We start from the raw sequence: 17,284 nt of genomic DNA, 5'->3' as shown, positions 1-17,284 counted from the left end.
CCGGGGTGGGAGTTCCGGTCAGCGGGCCGCTACCGGGACCGGGACGACCCGGTCGGCCTCGGCGAGTTCCTCGTCCTCGTCGCGCGCGCGGTCGTTACCCGCGAACCAGGAGGCGAAGGCCGCGAACAGCATCATGACGGCGGCCGCGATGAAGACCACGACCAGTCCGGAGTGGAACGGCCCGGTGAGCAGGTTCGGGAAGAATTCCTGACCGGTCAGCACGTCGGCGTTCACGCCGGGTTTGCTCAATTCGCCCGAAGGGCCGAGTAGTTCCTCGATCGGATTGAAGCCGAGGAAGGCGGCGAACATACTCGCCACCGGCGGCATCCCCGCCAGTTCCGAGGCCGCTCCCGCCGAGACGCCCTGGGCGCGCAGGCCCGCGTCGAGGGCCGACGGCAGGGTCGCCGCGAGGCCGACGACCATGAGGGAGAAGAAGATTCCCATGGACAGGGCATTGCCGCCGTTGAACAGCGTGCCGCGCATTCCCGACGCGGCCCCGCGCTGCGACGCGGGCACGCTCGACATGATGGCGGCGGTGTTGGGCGAGAGGAACAGTCCACTGCCGATACCGTTGAGCAGGATGATCAGCGCGAAGACCCAGTAGTCGAAATCGACGGGGATGACGAGCATCAGGATGAAGGTGAGGCCGGTGAGCAGCGCGCCGCCGGTGGTGAGCAGGCGCGCGCCGTAGCGATCGGAGAGCCAGCCCGATACCGGCCCGGCGGCCAGGAAGCCCACGGTCAGCGGCAGCAGGTAGATACCTGCCCACAGCGGAGTCGTCTCGAAGTCGTACCCGTGCAGCGGCAACCAGATGCCCTGCAACCAGATGATCAGCATGAACTGCATGCCGCCGCGGCCGATGGAGGCCATCAGATTCGCGAAATTTCCGAGTCCGAACGCGCGGTTGCGGAACAGCGCGAGGTCGAACATGGGTTGTGCGACGCGTTTCTCCACCACGCAGAACGCGACGAGCAGGGCGAGCCCACCGAGGACGGAGCCCAGGACGAAGGGGCTGGTCCAGCCGGTGGCGTGGCCGCCGTGCGGCTGGATTCCATAGGTGATGCCGGTGAGCAGGGCGGTGAGACCGAGACCGAAGGTGATGGTGCCCGCCCAGTCCAGCCTGCCCGAGGTACGCACACCCACTTCGTGCAATGAGCGATACGACCACACCGCGCCGATGATGCCGATCGGGACGCTCACCCAGAACACCGCGCGCCAATCCCATTCGGAGAGCACACCGCCGATGAGCAGGCCGAGGAATGATCCGGCCACCGCGGCGACCATATTGATCCCCAGTGCGGTGCCGCGCTGATTGGCCGGGAAGGCGTCGGTCAGGATCGCCGAGGCGTTCGCCATCAGCATGGCGCCGCCGACACCCTGCACCACCCGCCAGACGATGATCCACATCGCCCCGGCCCCGCCGTGCCACGGGTCGAAGGACAGCGCGACGGCGCAGATCGCGAATACCGTGAAGCCGAGGTTGTAGATCCGCACCCTGCCGTAGATATCGCCGAGCCGCCCGAACATGACGACGAGGACGGCGGTGGCGAGCAGATATCCCATCAGCATCCACAGCAGATAGCCGACATTGCCCGCGTCCAGCGGATTCAGGCCGATTCCGCGGAAGATGGCGGGCAGCGAGATCAGCAGGATGGACGAGTTGACGGCGGTGAGCAACACCCCGAGGGTGGTGTTGGTCAGCACGATCCATTTGTAGCGGGGATGGTCACGGTCGTAGCGAAGTCGGCGCCGGATGGTCCGGACATCGCCCTGGTCGAGATCGACGGATTGATTGGTCACGGCAGCCCTTCGGAGATATTTACCTCAGCAAACTATATAATTAGCGTATGTAACGATCAAGTCGCGATCCCGCCATTCGGACCCGGACCACCCCTTCGGCGGGAGGGGTTGAATAGGTTAGGCTTGGCTGACTTGCCCTGTCGGCTCCGTGCCGAGCCGGGGATGTCTCGCCCAGATCGGCTCGACCAGCGGAGGTAAGCGGCTTGTCCGCCGTCACATATCCCGAACAGACCAGGTTCGCGCTGCGCACCGGCGTCACCTGCCTGACCACACCGGCGGGCGCGATACTGCTGAACCCACCGCACAACGAGAAGCTGACCGGCCTCGCGGGCGGACAACTCCACGCGCTCAAAACCCTGAACAAAGGGCCCGCGACCGTCGCCGAGATGGCGGCCGGAGCGGACGGCGCCGATGTGGCGGGCCTGATGGATCGGCTCGCCGACGCGGGCTGGCTCGCGGTCACCGTCCGCGACAGCGGACGCGACCTGTATACGATCCGCCCGTTCGGCCAGCCCGCCCCGCGCCCGACGACCCCGCCGCGCTGGTCCGCGACGCTGTCGAAATTCGCGGTACTGCACCGGGATTCGGAAGGTTTCGTCCTCGAGCACCCGCGCGGCTGGTGCGATCTGCGGATCCACGACCCCCGACTGCTCGCCCTGCTCGACGGGCCGGGCGCGGCCGACGCCAACGTGCCGATCGCGGTGAAGACGCAATTCGCCGAAGACCTGCACTGGTGCGGATTCATGGTTCCGGACGAGACCAGCGAGGACCGCGAGTTCGGCACCCGCAGCTGGAGCGCGCCCGATCTGTGGTTCCACCGTCGCAGCACGCTCGGCGAACGCACCGTCACCTGGGAACATTTCGGCCCGACCAAATGGGGTAAGGGCCAGTTCCCGCAGCCTGCGGCGCGCAAGCCGAACTACCCGGGCGAGCCGGTCGCGCTGACCACACCGGATCTGACCGCCAGACGCGAGCAGGATCCGAGTTTCACGGCCGTCCTCGAGGACCGGGTGTCGACGCGGGCATTCGATGACGCGCGCCCGATCTCGGTGGAGCAGTTGGCCGAACTGCTCTACCGCACGGGACGCACGCGCGGCAGCCAGACCGTCGGCGAAGGCGAGGAACTCCTCTCGCGGCCCTACCCCTCCGGCGGCGGTGTCTACGAACTCGAGCTGTACCCGGTGGTGCGTAACGTCGCCGGGTTGGCGCCGGGCATGTATCACTACGACTCGTTCGACCATGTGCTGCGGCCGGTCGCCGACGCGGATTCGCCCGCGGTGTCACGGCTGCTGAAGTCGACGCGCGCGACGTTGGCCGAGGGCGCCGATCCGCAGGTGCTGCTCATCATGGCGGCCCGCTCCGGACGGGTCATGTGGACCTACGAGCAGGTCGCCTACGCCGCCATCCTCAAACATGTCGGCGTGCTGATGCAGACCATCTACCTGGCGTCGACGGCGATGGGCCTCGGCGCGTGCGCCCAGGGGTTCGGCGATACCGCCGCCTTCGTCTCGGCGGCCGGTGTCGACGAGCTGGAGGAATGCAGCGTCGGGAGCATGATCATCGGTTCCCCGGCACCGCGCTGAGCCCCGAGCGATCGGTGGCGATGTAGGCCAGTTCGGCCTCGGGCCACCGATCCGCCAGTGCCAAGAGATGGCGCAATTCCACATCGTGGCTGTCCGCGCTCGAACGCGCGGGGAGTCCGAGCTGCGCGCCGCCCAGGATCACCAAGGCGCGGCGGCCGATGTCGTCGTCGTGATCACCGTCGGCCTGCCTGCGCAGATGTAGCAGCGCGTCGCGGATCTCGATCGCCATCCGGTATCGACGCTCGGCCGGTTCGCGAGGCGTGTCGTCGGGGGTCAACGCGACGTGGGGCACCGCTGCGGTGAGCGCGGACCACAGCGGACGCAACCTGCGGCAATCCCGGCTGTCCCGGTCCCACCCGAGCCCTACCGCCGCCATGCGCGCCAGCGGGATCGCCAGCAGCGTCGTGATGACGGCGAGGGAGGTGAACCCGGCCAGCGCCAAGCCCTTTCCCGGATCGTCCGGCCGGACCCCCATCCCGTACAGCACGACCAGTGCCACCGAGTAACAACTCCAGAACACGCCCACGCAGATCAGCGCGCCGTAGGCGACCCGTTCGACCATCGGGGTATCGGCGGAGCGGACCTCACGCAGACTCGCGCGCATCAGCAGGAATCCGGACACCGCGAGCGGCAGACCCGAGGTGGCGGAGCAGATACTGTGCCAGCGCGACGAGAGTTCCACCGGTATCAGGTGCAGCACGACCGCCAGATTGACCAGCACGGTCGACGCCGATCCGCACAGGGCGACCAGGTCGTATCGGCGCTGACGACGGTAGGCGCCCTGCCCGCTCCCGGCGTCGAACATCCGCGCCGCACCGTATATCGCGCTCGCGGTGAAGAACCCGGTGATCGCGCCCAGGTGGCCGACGACAACGGGAACTGCGGACCACGTGGTCGCCAGCGCGATGAGCATGCCCGCCCCGGCCAGACCGAGCGCCCGATTGATCAGGCGATCGACCGCGCTGTCGCGCACGAAGAACAACCGCAGGATGGTGACCACGATCGCGAAAGCGGTGATCACCAGCACCGGAAGGACGGGTACGCCCGTCACGAGCGCGTATCCCGCTCGGCCGCCACCCCGGTTACGCCAACGGCCGGATTCCTCATGGACCGAAACGATAGGCGCGCGCGCCACCGAACGCACCGCCGGGTGCGGTGCCCCGCCATCGGCTCAGGCCTCGGCGAGGATCTCCTCGTCCGACATCGCGGCGACCTCGAGGTAGAGGCGCGCGACGGCGGGCAGCCGGTCCGGGGTGCAACGATCGGCTTCGCGTTTACCGAGCCGCTCGGCCAGACTCGCGACGGTACGGGTCGCGAAGATATCGGCGACCAGCGCGTGGTCGACCTCCAGCCATGCCCTGACCCTCGCGATGACCGTGGTGGCCAGCACCGAATCGCCGCCGAGAGCGAAGAAGTCGTCGTGCACGCCGACCGATTCCGCGCCGAGTACCCCGGCGACGATATCGGCGAGCGCGGCCTCGACCTCGTTGCGCGCTGCACTGTTCGCGGTATCGCCCGCACCCGGTTCGAGGAGCGTGATCACGGCCCTTCGATCCAGTTTGCCGTTATCGGTGAGTGGCATCCGATCGAGGTATTCGACCCTGGTCGGAATCATGTAGCCGGGCAGAAGATCCGCGACGGCTGCGGTGATGTCGCCGACGGTGATGTCGCCGACGGCGTCGCTGTCCCCCGCGATCGCGGCGACCAGTGTGGGCGCGCCCGCGCCGACGACGGCCGCGACGGCGTGCCGCACACCGGGCACCGTGCGCAACGCGCTCTCCACCTCACCGAGTTCGACCCGGTAGCCGCGGATCTGCACCTGGTGATCGGCGCGGCCGAGGAATTCGATGGTGCCGTCGGGCCAGTATCTGGCCATATCGCCGGTCCGGTACCAGCGCAAACCCTCGTATTCGACGAATCGCTCGGCGGTGCGTTCGGGATCGTTGCGATAGCCCGCGGCGACATTGGCTCCGCCGACCCAGAATTCGCCAGGCACCCAGTCGGGGCAGTCCCGCCCGGCAGGCGAGACGACCCGGCACCGCACATTGCGCAGCGGAATTCCGAACGGCACCGTCGCCCACTCGGTGGGCGGTTCGCCGACGACCTCGCAGATGGTGTTGTGGATGGATGTCTCGGTGGCCCCGCCCAATCCGGAGAAGCGGGCGCCCGGCACCTGGGCGGCCAGCCGCCGCGCCAGATCCGCGCCGACCCAGTCGCCGCCGAGCGTCACCGCCCGCAGCGAATCGCCCAGCCGGTCACCGCCGATCTCCAGGATCATGTCGAGCATGCTCGGCACGCAGTTCAGGATCGAGACACGGTGGTGGCGTAGCAATTCCACCCAACTGGTGGCTTCGGCGCGCTGCTCGGGGTCGACGGCGACGATCGAACCGCCGACGGCGAACATGCCGAAGATGTCGTAGACCGACGCGTCGAATTCCAACGCGGACAGGGCGAGTACGCGATCGGCGTCCCCGACGTCGAACCATTCGTTGACCGCGTCGATGGTGTTCATCGCGCCCCGGTGCGGCACATCGACGCCCTTGGGCACACCCGTGGAACCGGAGGTGAAGATCACGTAGGCGATCGCGTCGGTCTCGGGCACGACCGGTGCGGGGAGGGGTTGCGCGTACTCGCTCGCGGCATCGATGCTCAGGCACGGGATCGGCACGCCCATATCCGCACCGGGGACCGTCAACGCCGCGACGATCGCGCCGGTGCGCAGGATTTCGGCACGCCTGCCGACCGGCTGATCGAAGCCGATGGGCACGTAGGTCGCGCCCGCGGCGAGGACACCGAGGACGGCCAGGATCTGATTCGGGCCCTTGGGCAGCTGGACCGCGACGGCGTCACCGGGCCGCACGCCTTCGGCTTTCAGCGCCCCGGCGACGGCGAGCGCGCGGGTGGCGAGTTCGCCGTAGGTCCATCGGCCCGTCTCGGGTCCGAGGCCCCACACCACGGCGGGAGCGCCGGGGGTGTATCCGGCGTAGTCGAAGAAACCCTCGTGTAGGCAGCGCCCGCTGACCGGGCCGTCGGTCGCGTTGACCGCGGCCCTGACCTCGACCTGCGCGCGCGGCAGCCGGACCGCGGCTTCGGCGTTCCAGCCCGCCTCGCCGTCGCCGAGCCGCCCGATCGCCTTGGTGTAGTGGTCGAACATCGCGTCGACCAGACCGGGCGGGAACGCCGACTCGCGAACGTCCCAGTTGAGCAGCAGACCGCCGCGCACCTCGGTGACCTGGGCGTCGAGCAGGACCTGCGGGCCCTGCGAGATGATCCACACCGGTTCGCCGAAGGTTTCGGTGACCCGGTCGGCGAACAGTTCGCCCAGGTTCAGCGCGCTGGTGTAGACGACGGGGGCCAGTACCGGTTCGCCGCGATGCCTGCCCAGATCACGCAGCACCTCCAGACCGGAATAGGCGGTGTGCGCGCCGCTTTCGTGCATGGCGCGCTGCAACGCGGCGGCCCGTTCGGCCACCGACATGTTCTCGGTGACGTCGACCTCGAGCATGATCGAGGAGGTGAAATCACCGATCACCCGGTCGATTTCGGGATGCACCGGCTCGCGGTGGAACAGCGGGACGTTCAACAGGAATGTGCTCTGCGCGGACCAGCCGCCGATGGTCTCGGCGAAGATCGCCGCCAAGGCCATGGCCGGGGTGATGCCGCGCTGATGCGCCGCGGCGAGCAGTCGGTCCTTGGCCTCGGGCGCCAGCCAGTGGTCGTAGCGGACCGTGCGCTCGGGTGCGCTGCGGTCCCCGACGGGGACGGTCGGAAGTTCCGGCGCGCCCGGCAGTTCCGGCAGGCGCTGTTGCCACCATCGCCGGTCGCGTTCGCGGGCGGCGGTGTTGCCGTCGCGTTCGGTGCGGTACCGGCGATAGGTGTAGCCGGGGGCCGACACGGTCGCGCCGTGGTAGAGCTCGGCGAGTTCGGAGATCAGCACGCGGTAGCTCATCGCGTCGCCCGCCAGCATGTCGACGTCGAGATGCAGTCTGGCGCTGTCCTCGTCGCGCAGGGTGAGCGCGATGTCGATGACCTGGCCGTCTTCGATGGCGAGGCGCTGGTGGGTCTTGCGGTCGCGCAGTTCCAGCAGGGCGGCCTCGGTCGCTTCGCAGGTCGCACCGCGCAGATCGACCACGGCGAAAACCGGTCGGCCGGGCTTCGGCATTGTCTGCTGGGTGCCGTCGGGCAGGAATCTGGTTCGCAGCATCGGGTGCGCGGCGATCAGATCGGTCACCGCGCGTTCGAGGCGCACCGGATCGATACGGCCGCCGTCGAATTCGACGTAGAGGTGGGCCGCGACGCCGCCGAGTTCCTGTTCGTCGGACCGCCCGATCCAGTACGCGTGCTGCATGGTGGCCAGCGGGAACGGCGCGTCCGAGGTATCGGTGGTATCGGTGGTGTCGGTGGCCTCCGGTTCGACCGAGGACCGTTCTTCGACCGCCTCGGCCTGCGCACCGGCGGCGTCGACGCCGAGCAGCGCGTGCCACGACTCCACCGTCGGAGTGGCGGCGAGTTGCGCGAAATTGATGTCGGCTCCGCGTTTGCGCCAGCCGCCCGCGAGTTTCATCGTGCGGATCGAGTCCAGGCCCAGCTGGATGAGATCGTCGTGATCGGCGAAATCGCCCGCCGCGATACCGAGTTGACCCGCCACGGCGGCCCTGATCTCGTCCCTGCTGATACTCGACGTGCCGTCACCCGGCTGCCGTGCCGACTCCATGCCGCTGTCACTCCTTGCCTGCCGCCGCTTCCGGCGGATCGAGTCTGCCCGAGAGGCAGCTTAACGCATTTAGATAGGGTTGCCTAACCTATCTTTCCGGATCGGCGCTCAGCTACGCGCGGCCTTGCGGTACCCGCGTACCGCCAGCGCGCCGAAGACGAGGACCAGGCCGATCGACCAGACGACCGTCCACAACAGCGGGGTCGCGATGGGACCGCCGAGGGTGAACCCGCGCATGGCGTCGATGGCACAGCTCATCGGCTGCCATCGCACGACCGGCTGCAACCAGCCCGGATAGTTGTCCACCGGAACGAATCCCGAATTGAAGAACATGCCGAGCAGCACCACGATGGCGAAGAACTGCACGACCTTGTCGCCCGCGCGGCTCACCCCGACCACGATCACCAGCGGTGCGAAGCCGATGATCACGATCACCGGTACCGCTAGCACGCCGAGCGCCCCGAGCAAACCCTGCTGGAACCGCAACCCGAGTACGACACCGACCACCAGCACCACGGCGGTCGCGGCGGCGGCGCGCGCGCATTCGGCGATCAGGCGGCCCGCCAGACCGGTGGCGCGGTGGATCGGCAGCACCCAGAACCTGCGCAACAGTCCGTTCTCCCGCTCGCGGAACAGCGACATGCCGGTGCCGGTCGCGCCGTACATCGCCCCGGCCACCGCGATCATCGGCACGAAACCGTAGGTGGGATCGACATCGGAGGCCGAGTCCAGCGATTTCGCCAGAACCAGTTCGTACATCAGAAGCAGCAGAATCGGCAGCACGAGCGTGGTAGTGATGACGTCGGGTTGCCGCGACCACCGCCGCAGCAGCCTGCCCGCCTCGATCAGGCTCTGCGAGAGCAACGACGGCGCGGGCGGATGGTCGACTGTGGTCACGATCGCCGTCCCTGTGCCAGCACCGCGAAGGTGGCGCCGAGGACCAGCAGTCCGGCGATCCAGATCGCGGCGACGCCGAGGGTCGCGGTGAACCGGCCGTCGGCCAGTTCGCGCAGCGCGTCGGTCACCTGCGATACCGGCTGGTTGCGGACCCACGGCTGGATCCACCCCGGAAACCCCTCCGCCGGAACGAAACCCGTTGAGGTCATGACGAGCAGCAGTTGCGGGCCGAAGAGTACGGTGCCGCTGAGATCGGAATTCCTGGTCACGGTGCCGAGCGCGTCGGTGTTGAGTACGAGGGCGGTGCCGAAGGCCAGCGCGACCGCGACGAAAACCAGCGCCGCACCGACATCGTGGAACCGGAAGCCGAAGACGGTGCCGATCACCAGCGAACCCGCGAGCGCCGCGAGCGCGCGCACCGCGTTCGCCGACATCCGCGCCGTCAGCGGCACCCACGCGGGTACCGGCATCGCGCGCAGCCGGGTGGCCATGCCGCCGACGACCTCGCGCGCCGCGCGGTCCCCGGCGAACATCCCGGTGAAGAACATGGCGTACACCGCGATCAGCGGCAGCAGATACTGGGCGTAGTCGATGCCGCCCGCCTCCATCGACCGCCGCAGCGGCACGTAGAAGCACAGGTAGAACACCAGCGGGGCCGAGAAGGCCAGCGCGAGATCACCTTCGCGCACCGTCGTGCGGATACCGCGGCCGCTCAGCGCGCTCCACTGGGTCGATGCCGGGATGCGCGACTCGTCCCCGGGGATCGGCACCGAGGAAACCGTCACGACGGCACCCCGGATTCGGCCAACGCGCCGGGTTTGGTCAATTCGATGAAGACCTCGTCCAGCGACGGGCGGCGCAGCGCGATATCGATCAATTCGATACCGGCGGCGTTGATCCGGTTCAGCGCCTCCGACAGCGTCACCGCACCGTCCGGCGCGGGCAGCGCGACCCGGTCCGCCGATTCGGCGACGGTGACCGCGCCGAGTCCGGACAGCGCCGTCACCACCGCGGGCACATCCCCCGCGTCGACCGGAACCACCTCGCAGTAGCTCGATCCCGAACGCGCCTTGAGCTGGTCGGCGGTGCCCTCCGCGATGACGCGACCCTTGTCGATCACGATGATGTTGTCGCTCAACGCGTCCGCCTCTTCGAGGTACTGCGTGGTGAGCAGAATCGTCACGCCCTGTGCCTTGAGCGAACGGATCAGCGACCACAGCCCCTGCCTGCTGACCGGATCGAGTCCGGTGGTCGGCTCATCGAGGAAGACCACGCGCGGTGGCCGCACCAGGCCGCAGGCGATATCGATACGTCTGCGCATACCGCCGGAGTACTGACCGACCCGCCGATCGGCGGATTCGGTCAGCGAGAACTCCTCGAGCAGTTCGGCGGCCCGCTGTGCCGCGGCCTTGCGGCGCAGGCCCATCAGTCGTCCGAACAGGACCAGATTCTCTCTGCCGGTGAGCATTTCGTCGAGTGCGGCGTACTGGCCGGTGAGCATGATCTCCGAGCGCACCCGGGCCGCCTGCTTCACCACGTCGAACCCCATGACCGTGGCACGGCCGGAATCGGGTTCGACCAGGGTGGACAGCACCGACACGGTGGTGGTCTTACCCGCGCCGTTCGGCCCGAGCACACCGAGCACCGTGCCCTGCTCCACCCCGAAGGTGACCCCGCGCAACGCTTCTACGGCTCCGAAGGATTTGCGCACGTCCTCGACGACGATCGCCTGATCCGGCATGGTCGATTCACTCCCCTCGGCCGCGTACGCCGATGAATACTCGCTGATCCAGCAGGGCCACCGGATGGTCGCCCTCGGGAAGGACGAGTTCCGGGTGCAGCCCCGCCGCCACCAGTTGCTCGCGCCATTCCTGTTCGGTCAGGAAGATCCGGTCCGTACCCGCGCGCACGTCGGCCAGACCCGCGTGCGGCTGATCCTGGGCGGGCGACATCAGGAAGTGCACCGAGGTCAGCTGTTCGCAATGCGCGTGGCAGGTCTCGATGATCACCACCGCGCCACCGGGATTCAGCAGATCGTGCAATTGCCCGAGGGTCACCCCGATGTCGAAGGCGTTGTGCAGCACGTTGGCGGCGATCACGATGTCGTAGCGCGGCTGCTTCGCCAGATCCGCGTTCATGTCGACGAGTCCGTAACGCATCCACGGATAGTCGGCGAACCGGGCCTTGGCGGCCTCGAGGAAGAACGTGGACACATCGGTGAAGTGGTATTCGACCGGCAGCCCGGACAGCGCCGCGGTGACGTCGTCGGTGGTGCCGCCGATGCCCGCGCCCAGTTCCAGGACGCGCACCGGCGATCGGTCACCGCGCAGGCCGTCGACCAGGTCCGCGACCGCCCGGCCCGCGGCCAGATTCAGGTAGCGGCTGCTGAGGTTGTCGCGGTAGGCGGCCTCGGCGGTGGTCATATCCCCGTTGGGGAACAACAACTCCTGCAAGCGCATGGTGTCGGCGGCGAGTTCGGTCAGGTGATCGTCGGAAGCCTGGAGGAAGGTCGCGAGAGGACGCGAGTAGCCGAGATCGGCACACACCTCGACCAGGTCGGGCCGGATCGGCGACCGCACCGCGCGTACGAAGCGGAAACCGTTGTCCACGTCGCCGTCGACGCTGCCGTGCGCGCCGAGGGCCTGTAGCCACTGCCGCAGCAGCCAGCGGTGGCGCGGCGCGAATTCCATGCGCTCGGCGATATCGTCGACGGTGCGAATCTCGCTGTCGGACAACGCGGGCCGCACTGCCGCCAGCATCGCACCGAGGCCGTACAGGTCGATATCCGCGCGCGCCGATGCGAATCGCTGTGCGTCGAAATCGCTCGGAACCGCATGCTGAGCAGCGAGTTTCGCCCTTGCGATCCGTTCCGTGGCGCTCAGCACCGCACCCGACGGCAGGGTTTCCACGACCGGCGCCGAACGTGTCAGCGGCGCGACAACCGCTTCGACGGCTTCCGGCGCGGCACCACCGTGCTCGGTGTCGACGAGGCGCACCACGTCGGCGAGCGAGGCTCCGCCGATGAGATCGGCCACGGGCAGATCGGTGCCGAACGCGCTCTTGACCCGCCTGCGCAGTTCGAGGGCTTGCAACGAATCCAGTCCGATGGCGACCAGCGGCTTGGTGGCGTCGATGGTGTCGATATCGTCGGCGCCGATGATCTCGGCCAGCAGCCGGGTCACGCGCGCCGACACATCGCCGCCCACCGCGGCCGGAGCCGCGGCGGTGAGCGCCGGTGCCGGGGCCGCCGCGACGACGGGCGTCTGGAGTCCGGACAGCAGGGGGCCGTAGCCGAAGGCGCCGAATACGGTGCGCCCGCGATCCCAGTCGAAGGCGGCCACGACCGCGTTGCCCGGCAGCCCGCCGAGACCGAGCGCGATCGCGTCCGCCGACGCCATCGGCAGGTAGCCGACCTCGGCCAGTCGCGCGATATCGCCGTTGCCGCGACCTTCGAAGACCGACCACTGACCCCACTGCACCGAGACGCAGTCCAGACCGTCGTCCCGGCGCTGACGCGCGAACGCGTCGACCATCCGATTGGCGGCGGCGTAGACAACGGTGCCGCGTCCGCCGAGCGTGGCGGCCAGCGACGAGCACAGCACGATCCGGCAGTCGGCGGACAGGTTCACGGCATCCAGCACGTTCGCGATACCGGCGACCTTGCCGGACAGGGCCTGTCCGACCTGCCCGTGGGTGATCTCGGTGAGTTCGAGTTCCCCGATCGCCGAATTGTCGGCCGCCGCGTGGATGACGAGTTGCGCGGGCGTGTCGCGGAGCCGGTCGGCCAGCAGCGCGACCGACGCGCTGTCACCGATATCGCAGGCGACGACGCCGATCTCGGCCGAGCCGAGCGCGCGAAGCGTACGCAGCCGCCCCGCGACCGCCTCGGTCTCCCCCGACCGGCTGACCAGGGTGACGCGCCGCGCGCCGGAGCGCACCGCGTGTTCGCAGAACTCGAGGCCCAGGCTTCCGGTGCCGCCGGTGATGACGACGTTCTCCGCCGTGACCGGACCGATCGAGTCCGACCGATCGGCCTCGACGAGCCGCTTGGCGTACAGATTGCCCTCGCGCAGCGCCAGTTCCGGCTCGTCGGCCGTGTGCAGCGCGGTGATGATCGAGGTCACGGCGGCCGCATCGGATTGTCCCGGTGCGAGATCCAGATGCCGGAAGGCGACCCCCGGATATTCCGCGCCCGCCGAACGGAATCCGGCCGCCACCGCGGCGTGTACCGGATTCGGCGACGCGTCCTCGGGAACGACGGCCTCGCCGCCGACCGTGAGGAGCCAGTATTCGGTGACGGCCGCCTCGGGTTTGAACAGCCAGCGTCGCGCGCCGAAGAATGCCGCGGTCTCCGCGATGGCGGCGGTCACATCCACCTCGGGCATGGCGGGCAGCAGCACCACCACGGTGTCGATACCACCGTCGCCGATACCCGCCTCGGTATCGAGCAGACGACCGCCCAAACCCTGATTCGTCGCGTATTCGACCAGTGCCGCGGCCAATTCGGCGCTCTCACCGGTGTGATCGACGATCCCGAGCGCGCGGGGCGCGGTCATCGAACGCCGCACCAGCCTGGCCCAGTTCTCGACGAGCAGTCGCGGCGCCGGACCTGTCCGGACCACCTCGACCGGTTCCGGCCGCACCGGCGCGGCCTGTGCCCTGGCCGCGCCGTTCGCGCGGGCCCCGGCGTTGCCGCGGTGCACGTCGTGGGCGAGCCACAACGTCATCTCGTTCATCCGCACATTCGGGAAATCGAGCAGCGGCAGCGGGACCGGGGCATCGGATTCGACGCGCAGACTGTCCCACCGGTAGTTCAGGTCGTTGACGGCAAGTACCGCGAGATTGCGGGTGAAAACCCTCAGATCGGTCGCGGTGCGGCTCGACGTGCCGCTCACCAGGGTGGCGCGATCGCTCGCGAACGTGGCGAGGCTTTCCTCCACGGCCAGTTGCAGTGTCGGATGTTCGGCGAGTTCGACGAAGGTGTCGACCTCCCGCGCGACGGCGGCGGCGACGGCCCGGTCGAAGCGGACCGGATTGCGCAGATTCCAGAACCAGTACTCGTCGACCGGCAGATCGGCGGTGATCGCGTCACCGAGAGTCGCGCCGAGGCAATCGATCTCGCTGTCGAGGAAGCGCTCGTTCTCCAGCCTGCTGTGCACGGCGTCACGGATGACGTCGCGGAATTCGTTGAGCAGATGGGTATGCGCCGGGTAGCGCACCTTGATCACCCGGGCGAACCGGCCGCGTTCGGCGAGGACGTCCACCACGCTCTGCACGGTGTCGCGATCGCCGGAGATGCCGACCTGGCGCGGTGAGTTGACCACCGAGACCTGCGCCCAACCGGATTCGCGCGCGAGCACTTCCTCGCATTCGTCACGGTCGGCCGCGACGACGGCCATCGCGTACCGGTCCGAGGCGATCTTGTCGACCGCGCGGGCCCTGGTGCCGACGACGACGATCGCGTCGGCCAGGCTCATCGCGCCGGACAGGTACGCCGCCGCGATCTCGCCCTGGCTGTGCCCGACGGTGGCCTGGGCTTCCACACCGACCGAACGCCACATCGCGCCGAGCGCGACCATCTGCACGAACAGCGCGGGCTGCACGATCTGCGCGTTGTCATCGGCTTCGGCGTCGGGGTCGAGCAGATACGGCAGCGGGGATTCACCGAACAGGTCGCGGAAGATCGCGTCGCAGCGGTCGGCCTCGGCGCGGAAGGCGGGGACCAGATCGTAGAAGAGTGTGCCCATACCCGGGCGCTGGGTGCCCTGACCGGGCAGCACGTACGCGAGCCGACGCGCGGCGGCGGGTTCGGCGCCCGCGACCACGGCCGGATGGTCGTATCCGTCGCGCACGGCGGTCAGCGCCGCGTCGAGTTCGGCGCGGTCGTTCACCATCAGCAGGGCGCGGTACCGCCGGGCGACCCTGGTGCGCAACAGCATGTCCGCCACCCGATCCGGGCCGAGTTTCGGGCGATCGGAGACGTAGGCGAGGATGGCCGCGGCTTCTTCGCGCAGCGTGGCGGGCGTATCCGCGGACAGCAGGACCGGAATCGAACCGCCGGGAAGTCGATAACTAGAAATCGTCGTTCTCCTCACAAACGGGCATCGCGATGATGGCGTGCGCGTTGGATCCCCCGGCGCCGAACGAGGACACCGCGCCGTAGCGCACGCCGTTCGTCGGTTCCCATGGCTGAAGTTTCGTGGCCAGCCGCAGACTCGACCGGTCCCAATCCACCCGGGTGGTGGGATTGTCGGAGAACAGGGTCGGCGGAATCATGCCGTGCCTGCCCGCGAGCAGGAGTTTGACCAGACCGAGCATGCCCGCCGCCGCCTGGGCGTGACCGGCGTTCGATTTCACCGAACCGAGCAGCGGTTCCGAACCCGCCGTGCCGTAGGTGTTCTGGAGTGCGACCAATTCGACCGGGTCGCCCGCGCGGGTGGCGGTGCCGTGGCCCTCGATCATGCCGACGAGCGCCGGATCGATACCCGATTTGTCGAGGGTCTTGCGGATCAGCCGTTCCTGGGCGTCGGTGCGCGGCGCCAGGATCGGTTTGCCCTTGCCGTTGTGATTGTGATTGGACGCGAGGATGCGGCCGTGGATCCGGTGACCGAGTCGTTTCGCCCGCGATTCGCGTTCGACGATGACGATGCCCGCGCCTTCGCCCCACAGGGTTCCGGTGGCGTCGTCGGAATAGGACCGGCAGTGACCGTCGGTCGACAGCGCGTTGGCCTTGGCGAATTCGTAGTAGGCCATCGGCGAGCCCATGACGCAGACCGCACCGGCCAGAGCCCATTCGCAATCGCCGTCGCGCACGGCGGCGGCGGCGAGGTGGACGGCGGTCAGCGACGAGGCGCAGGCCGAGTCGACGGTCATCGACGGACCCGTCAGCCCGAGACAGTGCGACACCCGGCCCGCGACGCTGAGCAGTCCGTAGCCGATGGTCCGAAGACCGTTGTATTCGTTCACTTCCGAGGCCGGCGGGCCGTATTCCATCGGCGAGCAGCCGATGAAACAGCCCGCGTCCTCACCGGCGAGCGCGCCGGGATTGATTCCCGAATTCTCCAGTGCGCGCCAGGCGACGCGCAACGCCACCCGCTGCTGCGGATCGGTCGCGAGTGCCTCGCGCCGGTTGATGCCGAAGAAGGACGGATCGAATTCTGCGGCGTCGGCGAGGAATCCGCCCGCGTCGCTGACGTGACTCCAGCCCTCCAACTCCGAGACCGAGAGCAGGTCGTCGACCGGCCAACCGCGGTCACGCGGGAACGGCCCGATCAATTCCTTCGACGCCTCCAGTGCGGACCAATACGATCCCGGGCTGTCGACTCCGCCGGGCGCCTCGATGGCCATACCGGAAATGACGATGTGATCGACGTCGGACGCCGTTGCTGCTGTCACCGCTGATCCTCTCGAGTTCATACCGGCGATCCGGGGCGCGCCTGTTCGGCGAGCAACTCCGTGATGGCGTCGACGTGGTTGTTCAGATAGAAATGGCCGCCGTCGAACATCGTGATCTCGACGTCGTCGCCGTGGCGGTGCCAGCCGTGCAGGTCGGCCATCGAGACGATGGGGTCCCGATCACCGCCGATGGCGTGGATCCTGGTGCCGACGCGCACCGTCTCGGGGCATCGGTAGGACTCCGACGCCCGATGGTCGGCCTTGATGGCGGGCAGGGACAGACGCATGATCTCGCGGCTGGCCAGGACATCGGAACTGATGCCCTCGAGCATGACGAGATGGTCGAGCAGTTCGTCGTCGTCTTCCGGTGTCGGCTTGCGATATTCGGCACGCGAGGGCGCCACCGCCGCCGAGATCGTCAGCTGCCGCACGTCCACACCGGCGGCGAGCGCGAGTCGGACGAATTCGAAGGACACCAGCGCGCCCATGCTGTGCCCGAACGCGATGATCGGTACGTCGCGGTTGTACGGGGAGAGCCGGAATTCCGCGAAAGCGCCCGCGGCGATATCCGGCAGCGAGGTCAACGCGGGTTCGCTCGCACGATCCTGACGTCCGGGATATTGGAAGATGATGACGTCGAAGTGCGCACTGAGCGCTTTGGAGATCGTCCGGTACGCCGACGCCGACGCGCCCGCGTGCGGAAAGATCAACAGCGGCAGCCGCTCGGGCGAATCCGGTTTGTGGAACTTCCTGATCCATCCCGGTTTGTGCTGCATAGTGCTACCCACTTTCGAAACTCCCGCCGACAACTACAGCGGAAGCAAATCCGCGAACCGTTCGATACATGTTTCACCGCAGCAGATCCCGGCCCTGCGCAAGGTAAGGGTATCATAAC

At 68.4% G+C, this 17,284-nt stretch carries 10 protein-coding genes; 1 reads left to right on the top strand and 9 read right to left on the bottom strand.

Going from position 1 to position 17,284, the window contains the following annotated elements; translation table 11 throughout:
• Window positions 1-18: 18 nt before the first annotated feature.
• Window positions 19-1,800 (bottom strand): MFS transporter, encoded by a 1,782-nt coding sequence (locus OG225_RS38705; RefSeq protein WP_405179595.1) that lies wholly within the window; start codon window positions 1,798-1,800, stop codon window positions 19-21.
• A gap of 203 nt (window positions 1,801-2,003) precedes the next feature.
• On the opposite strand from OG225_RS38705, the gene OG225_RS38700 reads away from it, so the two are divergent.
• Complete coding sequence (locus tag OG225_RS38700; protein ID WP_405179594.1) at window positions 2,004-3,383, top strand: SagB family peptide dehydrogenase; 1,380 nt, start codon at window positions 2,004-2,006, stop codon at window positions 3,381-3,383.
• On the opposite strand, the gene OG225_RS38695 is transcribed toward OG225_RS38700, so the two are convergent.
• The 8 genes from OG225_RS38695 to OG225_RS38660 all read right to left on the bottom strand — a co-directional run bounded on the left by OG225_RS38695 (window position 3,358) and on the right by OG225_RS38660 (window position 17,165).
• Window positions 3,358-4,434, bottom strand: coding sequence for a DUF6545 domain-containing protein (locus tag OG225_RS38695; protein ID WP_405179593.1), 1,077 nt, complete (start codon window positions 4,432-4,434; stop codon window positions 3,358-3,360). The two genes, OG225_RS38700 and OG225_RS38695, sit on opposite strands and share 26 nt — an antisense overlap.
• Window positions 4,435-4,554: 120 nt before the next feature.
• A complete protein-coding gene (locus OG225_RS38690; RefSeq protein WP_405179592.1) occupies window positions 4,555-8,097 on the bottom strand; it encodes an amino acid adenylation domain-containing protein in 3,543 nt (1,180 codons plus the stop codon).
• 108 nt (window positions 8,098-8,205) lie between these two features.
• Window positions 8,206-8,994 (bottom strand): ABC transporter permease, encoded by a 789-nt coding sequence (locus OG225_RS38685; protein WP_405179591.1) that lies wholly within the window; start codon window positions 8,992-8,994, stop codon window positions 8,206-8,208.
• Window positions 8,991-9,779: an ABC transporter permease gene (locus OG225_RS38680; RefSeq protein WP_405179590.1), complete on the bottom strand. Its 789-nt coding sequence runs from the start codon at window positions 9,777-9,779 to the stop codon at window positions 8,991-8,993. The genes OG225_RS38685 and OG225_RS38680 overlap by 4 nt, the downstream gene beginning before the upstream one ends.
• Window positions 9,776-10,735 carry an ATP-binding cassette domain-containing protein gene (locus OG225_RS38675; protein WP_405179589.1) on the bottom strand — a complete coding sequence of 320 codons (960 nt, stop codon included), beginning with the start codon at window positions 10,733-10,735 and terminating at the stop codon, window positions 9,776-9,778. Before OG225_RS38675 ends, OG225_RS38680 begins: the two co-directional genes overlap by 4 nt.
• 7 nt (window positions 10,736-10,742) lie before the next feature.
• Window positions 10,743-15,032 carry a nocobactin polyketide synthase NbtC gene (nbtC, locus tag OG225_RS38670; RefSeq protein ID WP_405183507.1) on the bottom strand — a complete coding sequence of 1,430 codons (4,290 nt, stop codon included), beginning with the start codon at window positions 15,030-15,032 and terminating at the stop codon, window positions 10,743-10,745.
• A gap of 34 nt (window positions 15,033-15,066) precedes the next feature.
• Window positions 15,067-16,410, bottom strand: coding sequence for a polyketide synthase (locus OG225_RS38665; protein ID WP_405179588.1), 1,344 nt, complete (start codon window positions 16,408-16,410; stop codon window positions 15,067-15,069).
• Window positions 16,407-17,165 (bottom strand): thioesterase II family protein, encoded by a 759-nt coding sequence (locus OG225_RS38660; protein ID WP_405183506.1) that lies wholly within the window; start codon window positions 17,163-17,165, stop codon window positions 16,407-16,409. Before OG225_RS38660 ends, OG225_RS38665 begins: the two co-directional genes overlap by 4 nt.
• Window positions 17,166-17,284 lie beyond the last annotated feature (119 nt).

Source organism: Nocardia sp. NBC_01377 (assembly GCF_045040005.1).
GTDB classification, from domain to species: Bacteria; Actinomycetota; Actinomycetes; order Mycobacteriales; family Mycobacteriaceae; genus Nocardia; species Nocardia noduli.
The sequence above is the reverse complement of the archived record's forward strand: the minus strand, read 5'-3'. Positions and strand labels throughout refer to the sequence as shown.